15 protein-coding genes are annotated in these 20,335 nt (G+C 76.9%); 6 read left to right on the forward strand and 9 right to left on the reverse strand.

Annotated elements, in window-relative coordinates; translation table 11 throughout:
- Window positions 1-92 precede the first annotated feature (92 nt).
- Window positions 93-1,361: a hypothetical protein gene (locus ACFCLZ_RS04165; protein WP_380283275.1), complete on the forward strand. Its 1,269-nt coding sequence runs from the start codon at window positions 93-95 to the stop codon at window positions 1,359-1,361.
- A 110-nt stretch (window positions 1,362-1,471) separates the two neighbouring features.
- Here ACFCLZ_RS04165 and ACFCLZ_RS04170 read toward each other — a convergent pair whose 3' ends face one another.
- Together ACFCLZ_RS04170 and ACFCLZ_RS04175 are read right to left on the reverse strand one after the other, a co-directional pair.
- The gene (locus ACFCLZ_RS04170) at window positions 1,472-2,506 is read right to left on the reverse strand and encodes an Acg family FMN-binding oxidoreductase (RefSeq protein ID WP_380283276.1); all 1,035 of its coding nucleotides are present in this window, start codon (window positions 2,504-2,506) and stop codon (window positions 1,472-1,474) included.
- A gap of 188 nt (window positions 2,507-2,694) precedes the next feature.
- Window positions 2,695-3,579, reverse strand: a complete 885-nt coding sequence (locus tag ACFCLZ_RS04175; RefSeq protein WP_380283277.1) for a universal stress protein — start codon at window positions 3,577-3,579, stop codon at window positions 2,695-2,697.
- Window positions 3,580-4,158: 579 nt separating this feature from the next.
- On the opposite strand from ACFCLZ_RS04175, the gene ACFCLZ_RS04180 reads away from it, so the two are divergent.
- Entirely contained in the window at window positions 4,159-5,856 is a 1,698-nt protein-coding gene (locus ACFCLZ_RS04180; protein WP_380286070.1) for a GAF domain-containing protein, read from the forward strand.
- A 139-nt stretch (window positions 5,857-5,995) separates the two neighbouring features.
- Here the strand turns inward: ACFCLZ_RS04180 and ACFCLZ_RS04185 are convergent, their stop codons facing one another.
- The 7 genes from ACFCLZ_RS04185 to ACFCLZ_RS04215 form a co-directional block, all read right to left on the reverse strand.
- Window positions 5,996-6,424, reverse strand: coding sequence for a pyridoxamine 5'-phosphate oxidase family protein (locus ACFCLZ_RS04185; RefSeq protein WP_380283278.1), 429 nt, complete (start codon window positions 6,422-6,424; stop codon window positions 5,996-5,998).
- A 227-nt stretch (window positions 6,425-6,651) separates the two neighbouring features.
- Complete coding sequence (locus ACFCLZ_RS04190) at window positions 6,652-7,386, reverse strand: response regulator (RefSeq protein ID WP_380283279.1); 735 nt, start codon at window positions 7,384-7,386, stop codon at window positions 6,652-6,654.
- A 114-nt stretch (window positions 7,387-7,500) separates the two neighbouring features.
- Window positions 7,501-7,953 carry a nuclear transport factor 2 family protein gene (locus ACFCLZ_RS04195; RefSeq protein ID WP_380283280.1) on the reverse strand — a complete coding sequence of 151 codons (453 nt, stop codon included), beginning with the start codon at window positions 7,951-7,953 and terminating at the stop codon, window positions 7,501-7,503.
- Between the two features lie 137 nt (window positions 7,954-8,090).
- Window positions 8,091-8,624 (reverse strand): hypothetical protein, encoded by a 534-nt coding sequence (locus tag ACFCLZ_RS04200; protein ID WP_380283281.1) that lies wholly within the window; start codon window positions 8,622-8,624, stop codon window positions 8,091-8,093.
- Window positions 8,625-8,817: 193 nt separating this feature from the next.
- Complete coding sequence (gene ctaD, locus ACFCLZ_RS04205) at window positions 8,818-10,488, reverse strand: cytochrome c oxidase subunit I (protein WP_380286071.1); 1,671 nt, start codon at window positions 10,486-10,488, stop codon at window positions 8,818-8,820.
- A gap of 549 nt (window positions 10,489-11,037) precedes the next feature.
- The gene (locus tag ACFCLZ_RS04210; RefSeq protein WP_380286072.1) at window positions 11,038-11,493 is read right to left on the reverse strand and encodes a pyridoxamine 5'-phosphate oxidase family protein; all 456 of its coding nucleotides are present in this window, start codon (window positions 11,491-11,493) and stop codon (window positions 11,038-11,040) included.
- An 83-nt stretch (window positions 11,494-11,576) separates the two neighbouring features.
- Window positions 11,577-12,389: a sigma 54 modulation/S30EA ribosomal C-terminal domain-containing protein gene (locus tag ACFCLZ_RS04215; RefSeq protein ID WP_380283282.1), complete on the reverse strand. Its 813-nt coding sequence runs from the start codon at window positions 12,387-12,389 to the stop codon at window positions 11,577-11,579.
- A gap of 198 nt (window positions 12,390-12,587) precedes the next feature.
- Between ACFCLZ_RS04215 and ACFCLZ_RS04220 the strand changes: the two genes are divergently transcribed.
- From ACFCLZ_RS04220 to ACFCLZ_RS04235, 4 genes are all read left to right on the forward strand, one after another.
- Window positions 12,588-13,232 (forward strand): class I SAM-dependent methyltransferase, encoded by a 645-nt coding sequence (locus ACFCLZ_RS04220; RefSeq protein ID WP_380283283.1) that lies wholly within the window; start codon window positions 12,588-12,590, stop codon window positions 13,230-13,232.
- Between the two features lie 467 nt (window positions 13,233-13,699).
- Window positions 13,700-16,690, forward strand: coding sequence for a type 2 lanthipeptide synthetase LanM family protein (locus ACFCLZ_RS04225; protein WP_380283284.1), 2,991 nt, complete (start codon window positions 13,700-13,702; stop codon window positions 16,688-16,690).
- A gap of 217 nt (window positions 16,691-16,907) precedes the next feature.
- The gene (locus ACFCLZ_RS04230) at window positions 16,908-17,099 is read left to right on the forward strand and encodes a hypothetical protein (protein ID WP_380283285.1); all 192 of its coding nucleotides are present in this window, start codon (window positions 16,908-16,910) and stop codon (window positions 17,097-17,099) included.
- A gap of 228 nt (window positions 17,100-17,327) precedes the next feature.
- On the forward strand, window positions 17,328-20,327 hold the full coding sequence (locus ACFCLZ_RS04235; RefSeq protein ID WP_380283286.1) for an AAA family ATPase: 3,000 nt from the start codon (window positions 17,328-17,330) through the stop codon (window positions 20,325-20,327).
- Window positions 20,328-20,335 lie beyond the last annotated feature (8 nt).

The raw sequence follows: 20,335 nt of genomic DNA on the forward strand, positions 1-20,335 counted from the left end.
CGTCACACCGTCACGTCGGACACGGACGCACGCCGTACCCGCCGGCCGCACCGGCACCCGCCGTCACACCCAGGAGCACCGTCATCAACACCGTGATACGCCGGTCCGCCCGCACCACCCTGGTCGCGGCCGCCTGCAGCGCCGTTCTCGCCACCGGACTCGCCGCCTGCGGCACCGTGCAGCAGCTCAGCGCCGCCGACAAGGTGTCGACGGCCTTCGACAAGCTCGGCCTGAGCAAGTCCCTCAGCGCCAAGCTGTCGGTCGACGCCACCCCCGACCAGATCGAGGCGTTCGGGGCGGCCACCGGCGAGAAGATCGACAAGGAGAGCGCGGCCGCGCTGGCCGCCGTGAGCCTGTCCGTCGCGTTCAGTGCGGACAAGCCGCTGAAGGACATCCAGCCGTCCAAGGGCACCGGCGGCACCGCGCCGGCCGACGCCTCGCTCTCCACCTCGGTCGCGCTCACCGGCAAGGGCGGCGCGTCGCTCTTCGAGCTGCGCCAGGTCGGCGACCGGGCCTACGCGCGGGCGGACCTCCCCGGCTTCGCACGCCTGGTCGGCGAGGACGCCTCCGAGGTCAAGGAGCTGACCAAGGGTCTGCCCGCCGCCCTGCAGGGCGCGCTGGAGGGCACCTGGGTCTCCTTCGACACGAAGGAGTTCAAGGAGGCCGGCGGGGCGGGCGGCACGGGCACGGCCGGGGCCTCCCCCGCCCCGACGCTCGACCCCAAGCTCTCGGACGGACTGGCCGCGTCGCTGAAGGACATCCTCGGTCACGACCTGTCCTTCGAGGACAAGGGGAAGCAGGACGGCAAGGAGCGGATCACCGTCACCGCCCCGGCCCGCAAGCTGGCGGACGATCTGCTGAAGGCCTTCGAGCCGCTCACCAAGGAGATCCCGAACCTCGGCAAGCTGCCGAAGACCGCTCCGAAGGACGTCCCGGACCGCAACCTGGCCCTGGACCTCTTCCTCGACGGCGGCGCGCTGTCCGCCGTGACCTTCGACCTCGCCCAGCTGGACGGGAAGGCCGGCCCCGGCACCCCCCTGCCGCTGCGGATCGCGTTCGGCAAGGACGCCCCGGCGGTCCAGGCCCCCGCCGGCGCCGCCACCATCACCTCGGACGACCTCGGCGGCCTCCTCGGCTCGTTCCTCGGCGGCTCGTTCCTCGGCGGCTCGCTCGGCGACGGCCCGCTGGGCTCCGCCGGAGCCGGCTCCGACGGCACGGGCGGGGCGGCCGCGCCGCTCACCGACGCCCAGGTGAAGGAGCTGACCGCCGGTGACGCCATGAACGAGGAGCAGGTGCGGCTCTACAACCAGCTGGGCATGAGCTACCAGGACATCAAGGACCTCGCCGCCATGGGCTCCTGACCGCACAGGGCGCACCGCACACCACGTCCGCCCCGCCGTGCCCGAGGAGGCACGGCGGGGCGGACGTTTCGCGCGCTGGACCCGCCGGCGGCGCCGCTACGCAGGTGCCCCTACGCAGGCCCCGGGCCGGAGGGCGCCGGCGGGTCGAGGAGGTCCGCCGCCGGCCGGCGCGGCGTGGCGGCACCGGGCGGGCCGTAGCCCACCCGCAGCACCAGCTGGACGTGGCCGGGGCCCTCGGCGGGGTCGCGCAGCCGCCAGCGCAGATCCGGCCACTCGACCGCCTGGTGCCACACCGTCAGCCGCAGCCCGTGCACGGTGGCCAGCAGCCAGGCCCGTTCCAGCGCCTGCCCGGTGCGCAGCCAGTGCGCGGGCCCGTCCCCGGTGGTCGCCAGCGTGCACAGCTGGGGCAGCGCCTCGAAGCGCCGGGACGGCTGCAGCGGCCCCTCGTGGTGCGGCGGGCGTCCGGCGAACTCGCGCATCGGGACCCGGGCGTCATGGTCCTGCGGGCCGAGCACGGCGTACGGCAGGCCGTCGACGGGGGCCTGCTCCGTGTCCGGCCGCAGCCAGGATCGGGTCTCGGCCTGCCGGGCGGGGTCGTGGGCGATCCGGTCCTCGGCCTCGGCGGTGACCTCCAGCACCCGGCGCACCCCGTCCTCCTCCAGCACCGCGAGCGCCACGCCCTCCTCCCGCGCGGCCGCGATCAGCTCCGCGGCGACCGCCTCGGGGACGTCCCGGTTGGTGAACGGCTGGCGGCTGGAGTGGCGCCCGGCGATCGCCGGGTAGAGGTCCCGTCCGAACGGCCCGGTCTCCGGGGCGGCGTCCCCGGCGGTGGGGCCGGAGAGGTCGAGGGCGGCCAGCAGCCGCGGGTCGGCCGGGTCCGGGAGCAGCCGCACGGCGGCCCGCCGGCCCAGCCGGGCGGCCGCGACCCGGAGGTTGAACAGGGCGGCGCCCGCCGCGATGTGCAGCGCGGCGCCGTTGGCGTCCGCGAGCGGGACGGAGCGGTCCGGATCGGCGAGCACCTCGAGCCCGCCCCCGTCCGGGGTGGGGCGGAACCGCCAGGGCTGGCTGTTGTGCAGCGAGGGCGCCGCGCCGCCCGCGGCGGCGAGCAGTCGCAGGTCGGCCGGAGTGAGGGCTGACTGGGTCATGGTGATCCTCTCCTTGCCTCGACGCTCCGGAGCCGGTCGCCACGGCCGGCGCGGACACGAGTCCCGGTACTCCCGAGGGTGCGCCGGGCGGGTCACCGGCGACAGGGTCCAACGGCCCGGATGCCGTCCGGTCCCGATGCCGTCCGGCCCGGGCCCGAGGGCCGGGCCGGACGGTGCACGGTCGGGGGTCAGTCGTGCGGGACGACCACCACCGGCGCCTGGGCGTGGTGCAGCACGGCGTGGGCGATCCGGCCCAGGCGGGGGCCGAGGTCGTACGGGCGGCGCCGGCGGCCGACCACGACCAGGGCGGCGCCCGCGGAGTCCTCGACCAGGGTGCGGGCGGCGCCGAGGCGGACCTGCTCGACGACCTCGATGCCGGGGTGGCGTTCGCGGTGCGCGGCCAGGGCGGCGGCCAGCGCCTTCTCCTCCGCCGCCTGGAGCCCGGCCAGCTCGGTGCCGGAGGGCACGAAGCCGACCACCGCGAAGGAGGGCGGCAGGTCCCAGCCGTGGACGGCGCGGATCCGGGCGCCGCGCAGGGCGGCCTCGTGGAAGGCGAAGTCGAGCACCGCGTCGTCGGGCGCGGTGGCGTCCACGCCGACCAGCAGCTCGGGTACCGCAACCTCCTCCGACGGCTCTCCGGCCGGCCCGGCGGCCTCCTCCGCCGGCCGGACCACCACCACGGGCACGGCCGCGCGCCCGGCGACCGCCATGCTCACCGAGCCGACGAGCAGTCCGGTGAAGCCGCCCAGGCCGCGCGAGCCGAGCACCAGCAGGGCGGCGTCCTCGGCGGCGGCCACCAGGCCGTCCACGGCGGCGTCCAGCACCACGTCGGTGTGGACGGTCAGTCCGGGGTGCCGGGCCTGGACGTCCTCGGCCGCCGCGGTCAGCATCCGCTGGGCGGCGACCGGCAGGTCCTCGGGGCCGGCGAACGAGGCGCGGCCGTCGGTGAGCCACGGCCAGGCGTGCAGCAGCCGCAGCGGGACCCCGCGCCGCAGTGCCTCCTCGGCGGCCCAGTGGGCGGCGGCGGTGCTCTCGGGCGATCCGTCGACTCCGGCCAGGACTGCGGGCGTCATGGGAGGTTCCTTCCGCTGCGGCCCCGCCGCGCGGGGCGGGCCTTCGGGTGGCTTCCGGTCGGGGCGGGCGGTGTGCGCTGACGCACCGTCGGCCCCTGTCACCACCCTGGTCCCGGGCCGGGCGGCCCACCAGAGGCCGCAGGGCCCCTTGGGCCAGGGCCGTAGGTCCCACGAACCGTCCGCAGGGACGGCGCTTGCGGTGTGCGACCGGCGCGCGTGTGGCCGATTGCACCCCACCCGGCGCGTGCATGACCGACCCCGGCGTTCCACGCACATGCCTGCGGCACTAACGTGAATCCGACAAACCGACCGGTCGCCCGACCGAGCGCGGACCCGGACCAGCAGCACGGAAACACGAGGAGGACGCCGGTGGGCGGCGCGGAGGACACGCGGGCGGGCACCGGCGGAGACCAGCGCGAACGGGCGGACGGCGCCCCGCCGCCCGGCTGCCCCGCCCACGCCGGAACCGCCCGGGCCGCCACGGCCCAGACCACGACGGCACCGACCGCGACGCCCCGGAGCGCCACGGCATCCGCCGCCGCGCCCGTACTCGCGCCCGCCGCCGTCGGCGGCCCGCGGATACCGCAGCTGCGCCTGGACGAGCTGCTGGAGGAACTCCAGTGGCGGATCGACGCGGCGCGCGGCACCCGGGACCGGGTGCACAGCCTGCTGGAGGCGGTGCTCGCGGTCGGCCGCGAGCTGGACCTCTCCCAGGCGCTGCACCGCATCGTCGAGGCCGCCGCCGACCTGGTCGACGCCCGCTACGCAGCGCTCGGCGTGATCGGCGCGGACGGCTACACGCTCTCGCAGTTCCTGACGGTCGGGCTCGGTCAGGAGGAGATCGACGCGATCGGCCCGCCGCCGACCGGCCGGGGCATCCTCGGCGAGCTGATCCGCGACCCGCAGCCGCTGCGCTGCCCGGTGCTCTCCGAGCACCCGGCCTCGGTGGGCTTCCCGCCGAACCACCCGCCGATGCACACCTTCCTCGGGGTGCCGGTGCGGGTGCGCGGCGAGGTGTTCGGCAACCTCTACCTCACCGACAAGCGCGGCGGCCTGGACTTCGACGCGGACGACGAGGCGGTCATCTCGACGCTGGCGGTGGCCGCCGGGGTCGCCATCGACAACGCCCGGCTGTACGAGGAGGCGCAGCGCCAGCATCGGTGGCTGCGGGCGAGCGCCGAGATCACCCGCAGCCTGCTGTCGGGGGCGCCCCGGCTGGAGGTCGTGGAGCTGATCGCGCGCCGGGCCCGGGAGATCGCGGGCGCCGAGCTGGCCGATGTGTCGGTGGCGCTGGCCGACCCGGGCGAGCGGGCCGCCGAGCTGACCGTGGAGGTGGCGCTGGGCGGCCGCCCGGAGGCCCGGCTCGGGGTGACGGTGCCGGTGGACGGCACGCTGTCCGGCGCCGCGTACGCCTCGGGCTCGCCGGCGACCAGTGACGAGTTGGAGGGCGACGAGCGGTTCCCGGCCGGGCCGCCCGGGCGGTTCACCGGGCTGGGCCCGGCCGTGGCGGTGCCGCTCGGCACCGGCGAGGGGTTCGGGCGCGGTGTGCTGTTGCTGGCCCGGGAGGGCGGGCGCCCGCCCTTCACGGCCGAGGAGACCGGCCCGCTGCTGGGCTTCGCCGACCAGGCCGCGCTCGCCCTGGAGCTGGCCGAGCGGCGGCGGGACGCCGAGCAGCTGACCCTCCTGGAGGACCGCGACCGGATCGCCCGGGACCTGCACGACCTGGCCATCCAGCGGCTGTTCGCGACCGGGATGACGCTGCAGAGCGCGGGCCGGCTGATCGAGAGCCAGAGCGCGGCCGACCGGGTGAGCCGGGCGGTCGCGGACCTGGACGAGACCATCAAGATCATCCGCTCTACCATCTTCGGCCTGCGCGCGCACAGCGAGCCGGACCGGGGGCTGCGCGCCCGCGCCACCCGCGTCGTCGGCGAGGCCCAGGCCACCCTCGGCTTCGCGCCGCGGCTCAGCATGGAGGGCCTGCTGGACACCGACGTGCCGCAGGAGCTGGCCGAGCACGTGATGGCCGTGCTGGGCGAGGCGCTCAGCAACGCCGCCCGGCACGCCCGGGCGAGCCGCGTCGAGGTGGCACTGCGCGCGGCCGGCGGGACGGTGACGCTGACCGTGACCGACGACGGCGTGGGCGTGCCCGCCGGCGGGCGCCGCAGCGGTCTGCGCAACCTCTCCGAGCGCGCCGAACGGGCGGGCGGCACCTTCGAGCTGCTCCCGGCGGACGGCGGCGGCACCCGCCTGGTCTGGCAGGCCCCGCTCGGCGTGTGACCCGCGAGGACCCTCCGCAGGGGCCCGCCACGGGGAGGCACCTCGGGGCGCCGCCCCGGGGCTCCTCGGAACGCCGCCCGGCGGATCACCGGCGGCGTCTCGAAGCCGGGCCCGAAGGCGCGGTCGGCGGCGCCCGGTCTCAGGACAGGTCGGGCGTCAGGTCTCGGCCGACGACCAGTTCGGGGGCGATGCGGATCTCCACCCGGGCACCTGGGGCCTCGGCCGCGGACGGCTCGCGGACCTCGGCGCGACCGAGGACGGTGACGCACCAGCCGGTGCCGTCGGTGCCGTCCACCTCGTCGGCCTCGAAGGCGATCACCGCGCCGTCGACGGCCCGGGCCAGTTCGGAATCGGCCGCCGTGGAGAGCAGGACGCCGCCGAGCGCGTCCAGCCGGAAGCGGACCGGGAGGACGGCGGGCAGGGCGCCCACCGTGTAGACCACACGGCCCACCCCGGTACGGCCCAACAGCTCCAGCGCCCTGGTCTCGTCGAGCTCCCGCGTGCGGCGGGGCTGCGGCCGGACCCGTGGCTCGACCTGCACGGACGCGGCTTCAGGATCGGCGTTCATAGCAGCGATCGTCGCCCGCGGGGCCCGATCCGGGCGAGGGCCGATGGTCCCGCCGAGAGTCCCGCCCGGCCTACGGCGAACGTCCCTGCGGCGCACGGGGCCCCACGGACGGCTGAACGCCCGACCGGCGGGTGCGCGCCCGGACGGCAAGCGGCCCCGGTCACGGCAAGCGGCCCCGGTCACCGCAGGCGGGCGGGCGACCGGGGCCGGGTCCAAGGGCGGCGGCGTCAGCCGCGCAGGCCGTGGCCGAGCACGCGCGGGTGGTGCGCCGACCGGTCGGCGGCGGCCGACTGGCGCAGCTCGGTGGCGATCAGCGCCGCCTGCACCCGCCGCTCGACGCCGAGCTTGGCGAGCAGCCGGGAGACGTGGTTCTTGACCGTCTTCTCGGCGAGGAAGAGCCGTTCGCCGATCTGCCGGTTGGTCAGCCCCTCGCCGATCAGCGCGAGCACCTCCTGCTCGCGCGCGGTCAGCTCCGGGCCGCCGGCGGACGGCTGCGCGGGCTCGGCCGCGCTGCGCAGGCGGTTGAGCAGGCGGGTCGCGGCGCCGGGGTCGAGCATCGAGCGGCCGGAGGCGACGGTCCGGACGGCGGCGACCAGGTCGGTGCCGCTGATCTGCTTGAGCACATAGCCGGCGGCGCCCGCCATCACGGCGTCGAGCAGCGCCTCCTCGTCGTCGAAGGAGGTGAGCATCAGACAGGCGAGGTCGGGCATCCGGGAGCGCAGTTCGCGGCAGACGGCCACGCCGTCACCGTCGCCGAGGCGCACGTCCAGGACGGCGACGTCCGGGCGCAGCGCGGGGATGCGGACCAGTGCCTGCTCGGCGGTGCCGGCCTCGCCGACCACCTCCAGGTCGGGCTCGCCGTCCAGCAGGTCGTGCACGCCGCGGCGCACCACCTCGTGGTCGTCCAGCAGGAACACCCTGACCGGTGCCGGCGTCTCGGTCCCGGTCGTCTCGCTCGCCATGTCGCGGCTCCACCTTCTCCTCGCCCGGCACACCACACACCGGGTCCATCGCATCATGCCGCACCACCCGGGCCGTGCCCAGGGCCGAACGGCCCCATTGCGGCCGCGGCCGCGTCACGCCGACGGCGGCTCCTCCGTGAGCGAGGCGAGCACCCGCTCGACCGCGCCGAAGGCGACCGCGCTGTCCAGCGGGTTGGAGTAGGTGCGCGACCAGGTGATCAGCCCGCCCCGCACCCGTGCGAACACCACCATGTCGCGCGTGAAGCGCTTGCCGGTGGCCAGGACCTCGCCGTGCAGGCGGTACTCGGCGACGGCCGGCTCGGGGTCGGTGGTGCCGTGCACGGAGACCCGGTCCACGGCGTCGAAGCGCTGCATCGCCGCGCCCCGGCGCAGGTGCTCGACGAAGGCCTCCCGGCCGGGGCGCTGCGGGGGCACGCCGGGCAGCAGGTAGGGCAGTTCGAAGACCGCGTCGGTGGTGACCAGGTCGGCCACCGCCGCGTCGGGGCCCTCGCCCATGAGCCGGACGAACTGCCGGAGCACCTCGCTCGGGGAGGGGGTGGCGGTCATCGGACGCTCCTCTCGACGGGCCGGGGGCACCCCGGTCGCCTGATGACCGACCGGACGATTGACATCCGGACCGGCCACGGCTCAGCAAGGGTACGACGGAGAGACATTGACGATCAGTCGGAGTCGATCGGAATCGGTCAGATGCGGTGCCTGCGGGCGTTGCCGAGACCGATGAGCAGGAAGGCGGTGGAGACCGCGACCGCGCTGCCCGCGGCGGCGGCCAGGCGCGGGGCGAGCGGCCCGCCGCCGGCGAGCAGGATGGAGGCGGCGCCGAGCGAGGCGATCGCCAGGCCGACGAGCAGCCAGCCGAGCAGGGCCCGCGGCGAGGGGCGGACCGGCAGGGGCGCGGGGCTCGGGTCGATCAGGGCCCAGCGCACGGCCTCCTCGCGCTGTTCGAGCCGGCTCTGGAGGTGGGCGCGGACCCGCAGCAGGACGCCGGCGACCAGGCCGGCGAGGGCGATCTGGGCGGCGGGCTGCCAGGCGGGGACGGCCAGCAGCAGGCCGCCGGCCAGGGCCAGGCAGGCCCACCAGGTCACGCAGGCGGCCGCGGCCGTGCGGGCCGAGCGGGGGCGGTCCTCGCCGGCCTGGAGGTCGGCGATGGCGGGCAGGTACCAGACGCAGCCGGACGCGGTGATCGCGGCGGTGCCGATGGCCAGGACGATGTGGGACACGGGCCGTGCACTCCTCAATCCTCGGGCGGTTCGGAGGGGCCGCTCCCGCCCGCCCGGGGGCGACGCGCGGGCGGGAGCGGCGTTCTGGGGGCTGGGCCGTCAACGGCCGTCAGCCATCAGCGGTCAGCAGTAGGCCGTCAGCAGTCAACGGCCAGCAGTAGGCCGTCAGCAGTCAGCAGTCAGCGGCCAGCCGTCAGCCGTCGCCGTCCGGACGGCTGGACGCGCCGCCGCCGTCGAGCGCGCGGGAGCGGTGCTGGGCGGGCGCGTCGTACGCGGCGGGGACGACCCCGACCAGGTGCTTGGCGCGCTCGCCGTGGTGGTCCAGGTAGTCGCGGGCGGCGATCTCCGGGTGGTGCAGGTCGAAGGCCGGGGACTCGGAGCGGATCCGCGGCAGCTTGGTGAAGTTGTGGCGCGGCGGCGGGCAGGAGGTGGCCCACTCCAGGGAGCGGCCCCAGCCCCACGGGTCGTCGGAGGTGACCTTCTCGCCGTACTTGGCGGTCTTCCAGACGTTGTAGAGGAACGGCAGGATCGACAGGCCCAGCAGGAAGGACCCGATGGTGGACACCGTGTTGAGCGTGGTGAAGCCGTCGGAGGCCAGGTAGTCGGCGTAGCGGCGGGGCATGCCCTCGGCGCCGAGCCAGTGCTGGACCAGGAAGGTGCTGTGGAAGCCGATGGTGAGCGTCCAGAAGGTGATCCGGCCGAGCCGCTCGTCGAGCATCTTGCCGGTGAACTTGGGCCACCAGAAGTGGAAGCCGGCGAACATCGCGTACACCACGGTGCCGAACAGGGTGTAGTGGAAGTGCGCGACGACGAAGTAGGAGTCCGAGACGTGGAAGTCCAGCGGCGGGGCCGCGAGCAGCACGCCGGTCAGGCCGCCGAACAGGAAGGTGACCAGGAAGCCGACGGTCCACAACATCGGCGTCTCGAAGCTCAGTGAGCCCTTCCACATGGTGCCGACCCAGTTGAAGAACTTCACGCCGGTGGGCACCGCGATGAGGAAGGTCATGAACGAGAAGAACGGCAGCAGGACCTGCCCGGTGACGTACATGTGGTGGGCCCACACCGTCACCGACAGACCGGCGATCGCGATGGTGGCCGCGATCAGGCCGGAGTAGCCGAACATCGGCTTGCGGCTGAACACCGGGATGACCTCGGAGACGATGCCGAAGAACGGCAGCGCCAGGATGTACACCTCGGGATGGCCGAAGAACCAGAACAGGTGCTGCCAGAGCATGGCCCCGCCGGAGGACGGGTCGAACACGTGCGAGCCGAACTTGCGGTCGCACTCCAGGGCCAGCAGCGCGGCGGCCAGCACCGGGAAGACCAGCAGCACCAGGAGCGAGGTGAGCAGCACGTTCCAGCAGAAGATGGACATCCGGAACATGGTCAGGCCCGGGGCCCGCATGCAGATGATCGTGGTGATGAAGTTGACGGCGCCCAGGATGGAGCCGAAGCCGGACAGCGCCACGCCCATGATCCACATGTCGGCGCCGACGCCGGGCGAGTGGATCGCGTCGGACAGCGGCGCGTAGAGGAACCAGCCGAAGTCGGCGGCGCCCTGCGGGGTGGCGAAGCCGGCGGCCGCGATCAGCGAGCCGAACATGAACAGCCAGAAGGCCAGCATGTTCAGGCGCGGGAAGGCGACGTCGGGGGCGCCGATCTGCAGCGGCATGATCCAGTTGGCGAAGCCGGTGAACAGCGGCATCGCGAAGAGCAGCAGCATCACCGAGCCGTGCATGGTGAACGCCTGGTTGAACTGCTCGTTGGAGAGGATCTGCGTCCCCGGCCGGGCGAGCTCGGCGCGCATGACCAGGGCGAGGATGCCACCGATCAGGAAGAAACCGAACGAGGACACCAGGTACATGGTGCCGATCGTCTTGTGGTCGGTGGTCGTCAGCAGCCGGACCACGGACGAGCCGGGTCGCTTGACCCGTGCCTGTCCCGGTCGGGCGGCGGACGGCGGCGGCGCGCTGTCGCCCCGTGCCTCGATGGCGCTCAAGGACGCACTCCTTCGAAAACTTCTGCGGATGGATGGCGATCCATGATCGGAACGCACCACCCGTGCGCCCTAGGGCCGTTGGACCCAGCGGGCCGGGGCCGGTGGGCCTCGGATCCGGGCCTCCGGTCGGGACCACTGTCCGCCCGGCCGGCCGCCCCGCCGCCCCGCGGGTCCCGGGGGCGGGGACGACGAAGAACCGGCGCGGCCGGGAGAGTCGACGCTCTCCCGGCCGCGCCGGCGGGGGCGCGGAACCGTTCTTCCGCGCCGGGGTCCCGGTGGACCGCACGCCCCGCCCGGGAGGGGGGCGTCCGGGGGGCCGGGACGCGGGTCGGGGCCCGCGTCGGGGCGGATCGCGGGCCCCTGGGCCGGTCCTCGAACTCCCACCCGGCGGGCGGGAGTTCGAGGACCGGCCGGTCAGGAGGCGGCGGCGGTGCCCGCGATGAGCCGGTGGCCGGCCACCAGGTCCGGTTGGATGGCCACCGTGTGGTCCATCGAGGCGCTCACCCAGGGGCTCAACAGGGCGCGGTAGCGCGCCAGTCGGACGGGGTCGGTGACCGGCCGGGCGAAGCCCGTGACCACCACGCTCCAGCCCAGCCGGGTCACCGGGTCGATCGCGTCCGCCTCGTAGGCGACCACCACACCGGTGTCCTCGCGCCCCGCCGTGGCCGCGGTCAGCGCGGCGCCGTCGTGGGTGCGGATCACGATGGTGTCGTCGACCAGCAGATGGTTGACCGGGCGGATCGCGGGCAGCGCCCGGACGGTGAACACGATCCGGCCGAACGGCGCGCCGCCCAGCAGCCGCAGCGCCTCGGCCCGTTCGAGCGGCACCAGTTCGCGCGGCGGCGCCTCGGCGGGCGGCCGGGGGCGCACCACCGACGCGGCGCGGCGGGCCGGCGGCTGCGGGCCGCCGGAGCGGCGCAGCTCGCGCAGCCGGCGGCGGACGGATTCGTCGCTCACGAGGCGGCCGCGATCAGGCCGAGGCCGCCGTCGAAGCGCCGGTAGAGCACCCGGCCGCGTCCCGAACCGGCCTGGGCGAAGAACAGGTAGGGCAGTTCGGCGGCGGTCAGCCGCTCGACGGCCTGGTCCTCGGTCAGCTCCGGTGCGCCGCACGGGCTGAGGGTCAGCGGGACGGCCGGGTGGGTGGGCGGTCCGGCGGCCACCGTGCGGGCCAGCCGGTAGCCGGTCGGGCCGACCCGGTAGACCACCGCGTCGGTCTCGGTGGCCGGGTCGGTGAACAGGTGGATGTCGAAGTCCATCGCGTCCATGGTGCGGGCCGCGGCGTCCGGCGAGCACCACACCAGCTGGGCCTGCTTGCGCCGGACGATGCGCTGCGGCCCGGCCGGGTACGGGAGTCCGGCGCGCGCGACGGCGGCCGGCGGGCCGGCCGGCGCCCCGGACGCGGCGGTCGTCGGCAGCCCGCGGGTGCGGGTCCGGCGCGGCCACGGCCGGGGCGCCCAGCCCGCGGTGGCGGCGGTCATCCGGGCCCGCAGGCCCTCGGCGAGCCGGTCCATCGCCTCGCCGAGGTCGGCGGCGGCCTCCTGGACGCGGATCCGCCGGCCGTCCACCTCGGCGTTGACCTGGGTCAGCACGCCCGCCCGCTCCGCCCCGCCCGGGGAGGCCTCCGCGCCGATCGTCGCGACCCGCACCCGCAGCGACTCCACCAGGGCGTCCGCCCCACCCACCACGGCGGCGATCCGGGCTTTCGCATCGGCCGCGAAGCCCCGCGAAATCCCCTCGCACACCCGCACCGTGACCAACTCGCCCACCTCAGGCCTCTTCCCGTTCCGCCACACTCTGGTCCTGCCGCGCCGATCCGCCCCCGGCGGCCCCGCACTGCGGCGCGGCGATCACCATCCCTCCCCCGCACCCCGCTCACAAGGGCCGAACGGCCCCATCGGCCCGCGCCCACCGGCCCCGGGCACCCCGGCCGCGCGGCAGCCGTTCACCCGTGGCATCATCGGCCCATGCCGGCCCCTGACGACCAGTCCGCGTACTGGAACTCCACCGGAACCACCAAGACCTTCGGCCATCCCCTGCACCACGGCTGGACGACGCGCCTCGACCGGGGCGCCGCCCTGCTCGACTACGGGTGCGGCTACGGCCGGCTGGCCGGCGAGCTCGCCGCGCTGGGCTTCACCGACGTCGAGGGCGTGGACGTGGCGCCCGAACCGGTCGCCCGCGCCCGCGCCGAGCAGCCCGCCGCCCGGTTCACCCTGCTGGCCGACCCGCCGCGGACCGGGCGGCCGGACGGCGGCTACGACGCGGCCTTCCTGTTCGCCGTGCTCACCTGCGTCCCGGACGACGCGGCGCAGCACGCGCTGGTCGCCGAACTGCACCGGGTCCTGCGCCCCGGCGGCCTGCTCCAGGTCAGCGACTACCTGCTCCAGCCGGACGACCGCAACCAGGAGCGCTACCGACGCTTCGAGGCGCGCTACGGCCGCTTCGGCGTGTTCGCGACGGACGACGGCGCGGTCTGCCGGCACCACACCCGGGCGTGGCTGGACGGGCTGTTCGCCGCGTTCGAGCCGGTCGACGAGCGCGAGCTCGCGGTGCTCACCATGAACGGCAGGCCGGCGGTGGCCACCCAGCTGCTGCTCGCCCGCAGGTAGGACCCGGGGCGGGTCCGCCCCCGCCGATGGGCGGGGGCGCGGCGGATCGTGCGGGCCGCCCGCCACAAAGATGGGGGCCCGTCCCCCATGCCCCGGCGGCCGCACCGGCGACAGGATCAGCAACGAGGGCGGCGCCTTCGACGGCAGCGCGGCCCTCTCCCGGCATCGGAGGTGCGGTGGTGGCAGAGGTGGACGCCGTGCGCAGCACGCGCCTCGACGGGGGCGCAGGACCGGTTCAGGGCCCGGTCGCAGCGGCGGTCCCCTCGGCCACACCGTTCCCGCACACTCCGATGCCCGGCGACTTCCCCGCACCACCGACCGCACCACCCGCGAGATCCGCGCGCTCCGGACCGTCCGGGCCGCCGGACCCGCAACCGCTCCGCCTTCCCCCCGCCCAGACTCCCCGCTCCCACCCCGGTCGGCTCCGGTCCCCCCGTGCCGGCGGCCCCCCGTGGTGGGAGCGGGGCTTGACACCGGGCCGGCCGGTCCCGGCCGCCCGCCCGGACTGGGCCGCCTTCACCGAGGCCGCGGTGGCCGCCGCGCCGGTGCGCCCGGTGGTGGCGCGCGCCGCCTACCCGGGGCTGAGCGGCTTCGCGCTCGTCCTGCAGCCCTTCGCCGACCGGGCGCAGGTGCGGCTGCTGACCTCGCTCTCCCCCGCCGTGCGCGCCGCCGACCAGCTGGGCCGGATCGATCTGGCCGCCCTGCGCGCCGAGTTCACCGCCCGGCTGACCGAGCGGCTGGCCCGGATCGCCGCGCGCACCCTCGTCCTGGAGCTGCACACCGCCCGCGGCGCCGGGCGGCTGGCCGGCGGCACCCCGCAGGAGCGGTTCCGCTCGTTCCTGGCGCTCACCGCCCGCCGCGAGGGCCTGGCCGCGCTGCTGCGCGCGTACCCCGTGCTGGCCCGGCTGCTCGCCCGCGCCTGCCTGGACGCCGCCGACGCCCACGCCGAGCTGCTCGACCGGTTCGCCGCCGACCGGCCGCTGCTGGTGGCCGGGCTGCTGCGCGGCCGCGACCCGGGCGCGCTGGTCGCCGTCGCCGCCGACGCGGGCGACCGCCACCGGCGCGGCCGGGCGGTCGCCGTGCTGCACTTCGCCAACGGCGCCGCCGTCGTCCACCGGCCCCGGCCGGTGGCCGCGCACCGGCACTTCAACACCCTGCTCGGCTGGTACGGCGGGCGGCCCGGGATGCCCCGGCTGCGCGCGCTGGGCCTGCTCGACCGGGGCTCCCACGGCTGGATCGAGTACGCCGGGGCCCGCCCCTGCCCGACCCGCTACGACGTCGAGCGCTTCTACCGGCGCCTGGGCGCGCTGCTCGCGCTGCTGCACGTCCTGGACGGCACCGACCTGCACTTCGAGAACCTGGTCGCCTGCGGGGACCAGCCGGTGCTGGTGGACGTCGAGACGCTGTTCCACCCGGCGGTCCCCGGTTCCGGCGCCGGGTTCGCCGGGGACCCGGCGGCCCGCGCGCTCGCCGAGTCCGTCCACCGGGTCGGCCTGCTGCCGCAGCTGCTGATCGGCGACGACGGCGCGGTGGACGTCTCCGGCATCGGCGGGGGCTGCGCCGGGCGGCTGTCCCCCGTGGACGGCGTGGACTGGGCGGCCGCCGGCACCGACGAGATGCGCCTGGTGCGCCGCCCCCGGCCGTTCGGCGAGGCGCACAACCGGCCCCGGCTCGGCGGCGCGCCCGTCGACCCCGCCGAGCACACCGAGGCGCTGGTGGCCGGCTTCCGCGCCGGGTACGCCGCGCTCGCCGAGGGCCGCGACGAACTCACCGGCCCGCGCGGGCTGCTGCGCTGCTTCGCGGACGCCGAGGTGCGGGTGGTGCCGCGGGCCACCCGGGTCTACGCCCGGCTGCTCGACGAGTCCACCCACCCGGACGTGCTGCGCGAGGCGGGCGCCCGGCAGGCCGTGCTCGACCTGCTGCGCACGGACGCGGTCGACGACCCGGGGCGCCCCGGGCTGGCCGACCACGAGGTCGCCGACCTGTGGACCGGCGACGTCCCGCTCTTCACCACCCGGCCCGGCTCGCGCGACCTGTGGACCTCCGACGGGCGCCGGCTGCCCGGCGAACTGGCCGAGGCGGGGCTGGCCCGGGCCGAGGTCAAGCTGGCCGCGCTCGGCGCCGTCGACCGCAAGGACCAGGAGTGGATCGTCCGCGCGGCGATGGCGGGCGCCGCCGGCATCCCCGCCCACCGGCCCGGCCGACCGGGGCCCGAGAACGTCTGGGCCACCGCCCCCGAGCCGGAACGGCTGCTGGCCGCCGCGCGGGGCCTGGGCGACCAGCTCGTCGCCGCCGCCTACCAGGGCCGCTCCCGCACCAACTGGCTCGGGCTGGAACTGCTCGCCGACCGCTACTGGCGGGTGCGGCCGCTCGGCGCGGACCTGGCCGGCGGCTACACGGGCACGGCGCTGTTCCTCGCCCAGCTCGCCGCGCTCACCGGGACCGACCGCTACGCCGAGGCCGCCCGCCGGGCGCTCGTGCCCGTCCCCGGGCTGCTGGACTCGCTCGCCGCCCACCCCGACCACCCGGCCGCCGTCGGCTCCGGCGGGTACGCCGGGCTCGGCGGCATCGCCTACGCGCTCACCGAACTCGCCCGGCTGCTCGGCGATCCGCCGGTCGCGTCGTGGATCGGCCCGGCGGTGGCGCTCACGGCGGCCGCCGCCGAGCGCGAGGAGGACCCCGGTGTGCACAGCGGCACCGCCGGCGGGCTGGCCGCGCTGCTCGCCGTGCACGCGGCGGGCGCCGCCGCGCACGGGCCGACCGGACGGGCCACGGCCACCGCCGCGCTGGCCGCCGCCCGGCGCTGCGCCGAGCGGCTCGTCGCCCGCCCCGCCACCGCCGCCACCGGGTTCGCGCACGGCTCGGCCGGCGTCGGCTGGGCCCTGCTGCGCTACGCCGGGGCCGTCGGCGAACCCCCCGAGGGTCCGCACCACCGGGCCGGCCTGGCCGCCCTGCACGCCGCCACCGCCGTCCGCTCCCGCGAGGGCTCCTGGTGCCGGGGCCGCCCCGGCATCGCGCTCGCCGTCGTGGACAGTCCGCTCGCGCTCGCCGACCGCCGGCTCGCCGACTGGGCCCAGCGCGCCGTACGGAACACCGCCCGCGCCGCGCCGCTCGGCGACCACAGCCTGTGCCACGGCGAGTTGGGTGTGCTGGAGCTGCTCGGCAGGCACGGGCCGGCCGCCGGCCGCACCCCGTGGGTCCGCCGGGCCGGGGCGCTGCTGGCCGCCGTCGACCAGGACGGCCCGCGCTCGGGCACCCCCGACCACGTCCCGCACCCCGGGCTGCTCACCGGGCTGGCCGGGATCGGCCACGGGCTGCTCCGTCTCGGCTTCCCCGACCAGGTGCCGCCCGCGCTGCTGCTGGCCCCGCGGCTCCCGGCGGCGTCCCGCTCGGCGCCCGCCTCCCCGGCCGCCCCGCGCGCGGGCGCCGGACCGCGCAGTCCGGCCGCGCTCGGCTGACCGCCCGGGCGGTCAGGCCGCGCTCCCGGCGCCCCGGCCGGCCCCCGCGCCCCCACCGCACGTCCGTCCGCGCCCCCACGCGCGGCCCGCACCACCCGCCCCCGCGGCCCCGGCCGTCCCGACCGAACCGGCGCGACCCGCGCGGCGTCCTCCCCACCGGACGACCGCACCTCCCGACCACCCGTCACGATCACGACCACGAACGGAGTTCCGCACCATGTCCCACCACGATGAGCACCTGACCCCGCCGCAGACCGCCGCCCGCCCCGGCGAGACGGCCGAGCACCCGGCCGGCGAGATCCGGCTGCGCCCCGGCAACGGCCTCGGCCTGCGCTCGCGCCTGCTCGCCGGAACCGGCGGCGCCATTCCGCCGATCGTCGAGTTCCCGACCATGACCACGCCCTTCTGAGAACGGCCCGTGCCACCGCACCACCCCCGGCCCTGAGCGGCCGGGACCCCGCCGCCGAGGAACGGGCAGCCCCTCGGCGGCGGACCGGACGGGCCCGCCGCCGCCCGCCGCGCGGCCCCCGCACTCCGCATGTGGTCGTGCGGTAACCACCCGGCGGTGACATCGTGTCCGCTCCGTGTTCGACCCACCACTCTTCAGAACCGATACCCCGTCAAGTAGCCTGCGGCCATGCGGACCACGTCGTCGATCACCGTCGGCCGCGCGCCCGAGCTGGCGATGCTCGGCGGCGCGCTGGCCACCGCCCGGCAGCAGGGCGGCGGGGCGGTCTTCCTGCTCGGCGAGGCCGGCATCGGAAAGTCCCGGCTGGCCGGCGAGTGCGCCTACCAGGCGTACGGGCTGGGCCTGCCGGTGCTGCGCGGGCGGGGCAGCTCGACCGGCACGGTGACGCCGTTCCGGCCGCTGATCGAGGCGCTCTCCTCCCGGTTCCGGGCCGCCGGCCCGCCCACCGACCCCGAACTCTCCCCCTACCGCCCGGCGCTGGCCAGGCTGGTCCCCGAGTGGCGGGACAACCCGGCGGCGGCCGGCCCGGGCGTCTACCCGGAGACGGTGGTCGAACTGGCCGAGGCGCTGCTGCGGCTGCTCGCGGTGCTCGGCCGCGATCAGGGCTGCGTCCTGCTCCTGGAGGACCTGCACGACACCGACGCGGAGACCGTCGCCGTCCTGGAGTACCTGGTCGACAACCTGGCCGGCCTGCCGGTGCTGCTGCTCGCCACCCTGCGCGCCGAACCGGGCCCCGCCCTGGACCTGGTGCGCGCCGCCGAGCGCCGCCGGGCCGCCACCGTCACCGAGCTGCGGCCGCTGCCGCCCGCCGAGGTGGCCGCGCTGGCCGCCGCGATCCTGGAGGGCGAGGCCGCCGACCTGCCGGCCGCGCTGGTCGAGCACCTCACCGAGCGCGGCGACGGCTGCCCGTACCTGGTCGAGGAACTGCTCGCCGACCTGCTGGACTCCGGCGCGCTGCGCCGGGCCGAGGACGGCCGCTGGGCGCTCGCCGACGGGTCGCGCCCCGGGGTGCCCAGCACCATCGTCCACAGCTGGGGCCGCCGCATCGACCAGCTCGACCCGCAGGTGAGGGATCTGCTGGTGACGGCGGCCACCCTGGGCAGCCGCTTCTCGGTGACCACCGTGCAACTGATCACCGGGTACGACGACCGCACCCTGTTCAGCCATCTGCGCTCGGCCTCCGAAGCCAATGTGATCGTGCCGGACGGCGCCGCCCCGGACCGCTACGCCTTCCGGCACGCGCTCACCGCCGACGCGGTGACGGCCGCCCTGGCCCCCGCCGAGCGGGCCGCGCTGGCCCGCCGGGCAGCCCGCGCCATCGTCCGCGCCGATCCCGAACTCGCCGACGAGCGACGCCAGTTGGTTGCCTCGCTGCTGCTGGCCAGCGGCGACCGGGCGGGTGCGGCGGTGCACTTCGCGGAGGCCGGCCGGCGGGTGCTGGAAGCGGGCGCGGCCGGATCCGCGGTGGTCCTGCTGGAGCGCGCGCACGAGCTCGCCGGGGACGCCGAGCGGGCCGGCATCACCGAGCGGCTGCTGCCCGCGCTGGCCGAGTCCGGGCAGCTGGACCGGGCCTTCGACCTGGTCCGCACCCTGGCGCCGGTCGCGCCCGCCCCGCCCACCGGCACCGCCCCGGCCGTCGAACGCCGGATCGAGCTACACACCCGGCTCGCCTGGGCGGCCGTGATGGCCGAACGCGGCGCCGACGCGGTCGCCCAGGTGGCCGCCGTGCGCGCGCTCACCGCGGGGCGGCTCCGTCCCGAGCAGGACGCCGCGCTGGCCGTCGTCGAGGGCCACCTCGCGCTGCTGCCCGACCATGCGCCGCCGGCCCCGGACGGCGCCCCGGACGGCACCCGCCCGGACGGCACCCCGGACACCGCCGCCCGGCTCGCCGAGGCCGAGCGCCGCGCCCGCCGCGCCGCCGAGGTGGCCGAGCGCTCCGGCCTGCCGGTGGTCGCCTGCCAGGCCTGGCAGTTGCTCGCGCTGCTCGCCCGCGAACACGGCTTCGACGCCGCCGACGCCTGCCTGGAGCGGATGCTGGCCGTCGCCGAGGCGCACGCCCTGCCGGTCTGGCGGGTCGAGGCCATGCTGCGGCTGGGCGCCAACGCCTTCATGCGCACCGGCGACGGCACCCGCCTGGAGCGCGCCCGGGAGGCCGCCGCCGGGCTCGGCGCGATCGTCCTGACCCAGACCCTCGACGGCCTGCTCGCGATGAACGCCGTCATGCGCGGCGAGTGGCACACCGCCCGCACCACCGTCGACCGCTGCCTGGACGCGACCGCCCGGCTGCACAACCTCGCCGCCCACCGCTACCTGCTGCTCTCCTCCGCCACCCTCGCCGCCCACCTCGGCCGGAGCCGCGAGATGGAGCGCGAACTGACCCGGTTCCGCCAGGCCGGCGGCGAGGAGTCCTTCCTGACGCCGCTGCGCTACGGGCTCTGCCGGGCGGTCGGCGCGCTGCTCGCCGAGGACCGGGCCGGCGCCCGGGCCGAACTGGACGCGGGGCTGGCCTGGGAGGAGGAGCACCCCAGCGTGTTCTACCTGGCCGGCCGGCACGGCCTGCACCCGCTGCTGGAGGTGGTCGAGGGCCGCTGGGGCCGCGCCGAACTGGACCGGGCCAGCGCCGCGCCGGCCGCCGAACTGGCCTGGAACCACCAGTTCCTGCGCTTCGCGGAGGCGGTGGTGCTGGGCCGCGAGGGCCGCCCGGAGCAGGCCGCCCGCGCCCTCGCCGAGGCCCGCCCGGCCGCCGAGGACTTCCCGCTCGCGCACCACCTGGCACTGCGGCTCGCCGCGCAGGCCGCGCTCACCGACGGCTGGGGCGAGCCGGTCACCTGGCTGCGCACCGCCGAGGAGTACTTCCACCAGCTGGAGGTCCAGCCGGTGGCGGCCGCCTGCCGCACCCTGCTGCGGCGGGCCGGCGCGAGCGTGGCCCAGCACCGCGGCGGCCGCGACGCCGTGCCGGCGGGCCTGCGCACCTGCGGGGTGACGGTCCGCGAGTACGAGGTGCTCGTCCTGCTCGCCGACCGCCCGGGCAACCAGGAGCTGGCCCGCAAGCTCTCCATCTCCCCGCGCACGGTGGAGAAGCACCTGGCCAACCTGCTCGCCAAGACCGGCCGCCGCGACCGCGCCGCGCTCTGCGCCCTGGCCGTCGAACTCTGCGCCGCGCCCTGAGCACACCG

Source organism: Kitasatospora purpeofusca, from assembly GCF_042691725.1.
In the GTDB taxonomy this organism is placed as follows: Bacteria; Actinomycetota; Actinomycetes; order Streptomycetales; family Streptomycetaceae; genus Kitasatospora; species Kitasatospora purpeofusca_B.

Bases quoted from the DNA above. Each gene is read 5' to 3' on its own strand.
- ACFCLZ_RS04170 (WP_380283276.1), bottom strand. From the start codon at position 2,506: ATGACCCAGTCAGCCCTCACTCCGGCCGACCTGCGACTGCTCGCCGCC.
- ACFCLZ_RS04175 (WP_380283277.1), bottom strand. From the start codon at position 3,579: ATGACGCCCGCAGTCCTGGCCGGAGTCGACGGATCGCCCGAGAGCACC.
- ACFCLZ_RS04185 (WP_380283278.1), bottom strand. From the start codon at position 6,424: ATGAACGCCGATCCTGAAGCCGCGTCCGTGCAGGTCGAGCCACGGGTC.
- ACFCLZ_RS04190 (WP_380283279.1), bottom strand. From the start codon at position 7,386: ATGGCGAGCGAGACGACCGGGACCGAGACGCCGGCACCGGTCAGGGTG.
- ACFCLZ_RS04195 (WP_380283280.1), bottom strand. From the start codon at position 7,953: ATGACCGCCACCCCCTCCCCGAGCGAGGTGCTCCGGCAGTTCGTCCGG.
- ctaD (WP_380286071.1), bottom strand. From the start codon at position 10,488: ATGTACCTGGTGTCCTCGTTCGGTTTCTTCCTGATCGGTGGCATCCTC.
- ACFCLZ_RS04220 (WP_380283283.1), top strand. From the start codon at position 12,588: ATGCCGGCCCCTGACGACCAGTCCGCGTACTGGAACTCCACCGGAACC.
- ACFCLZ_RS04230 (WP_380283285.1), top strand. From the start codon at position 16,908: ATGTCCCACCACGATGAGCACCTGACCCCGCCGCAGACCGCCGCCCGC.
- ACFCLZ_RS04235 (WP_380283286.1), top strand. From the start codon at position 17,328: ATGCGGACCACGTCGTCGATCACCGTCGGCCGCGCGCCCGAGCTGGCG.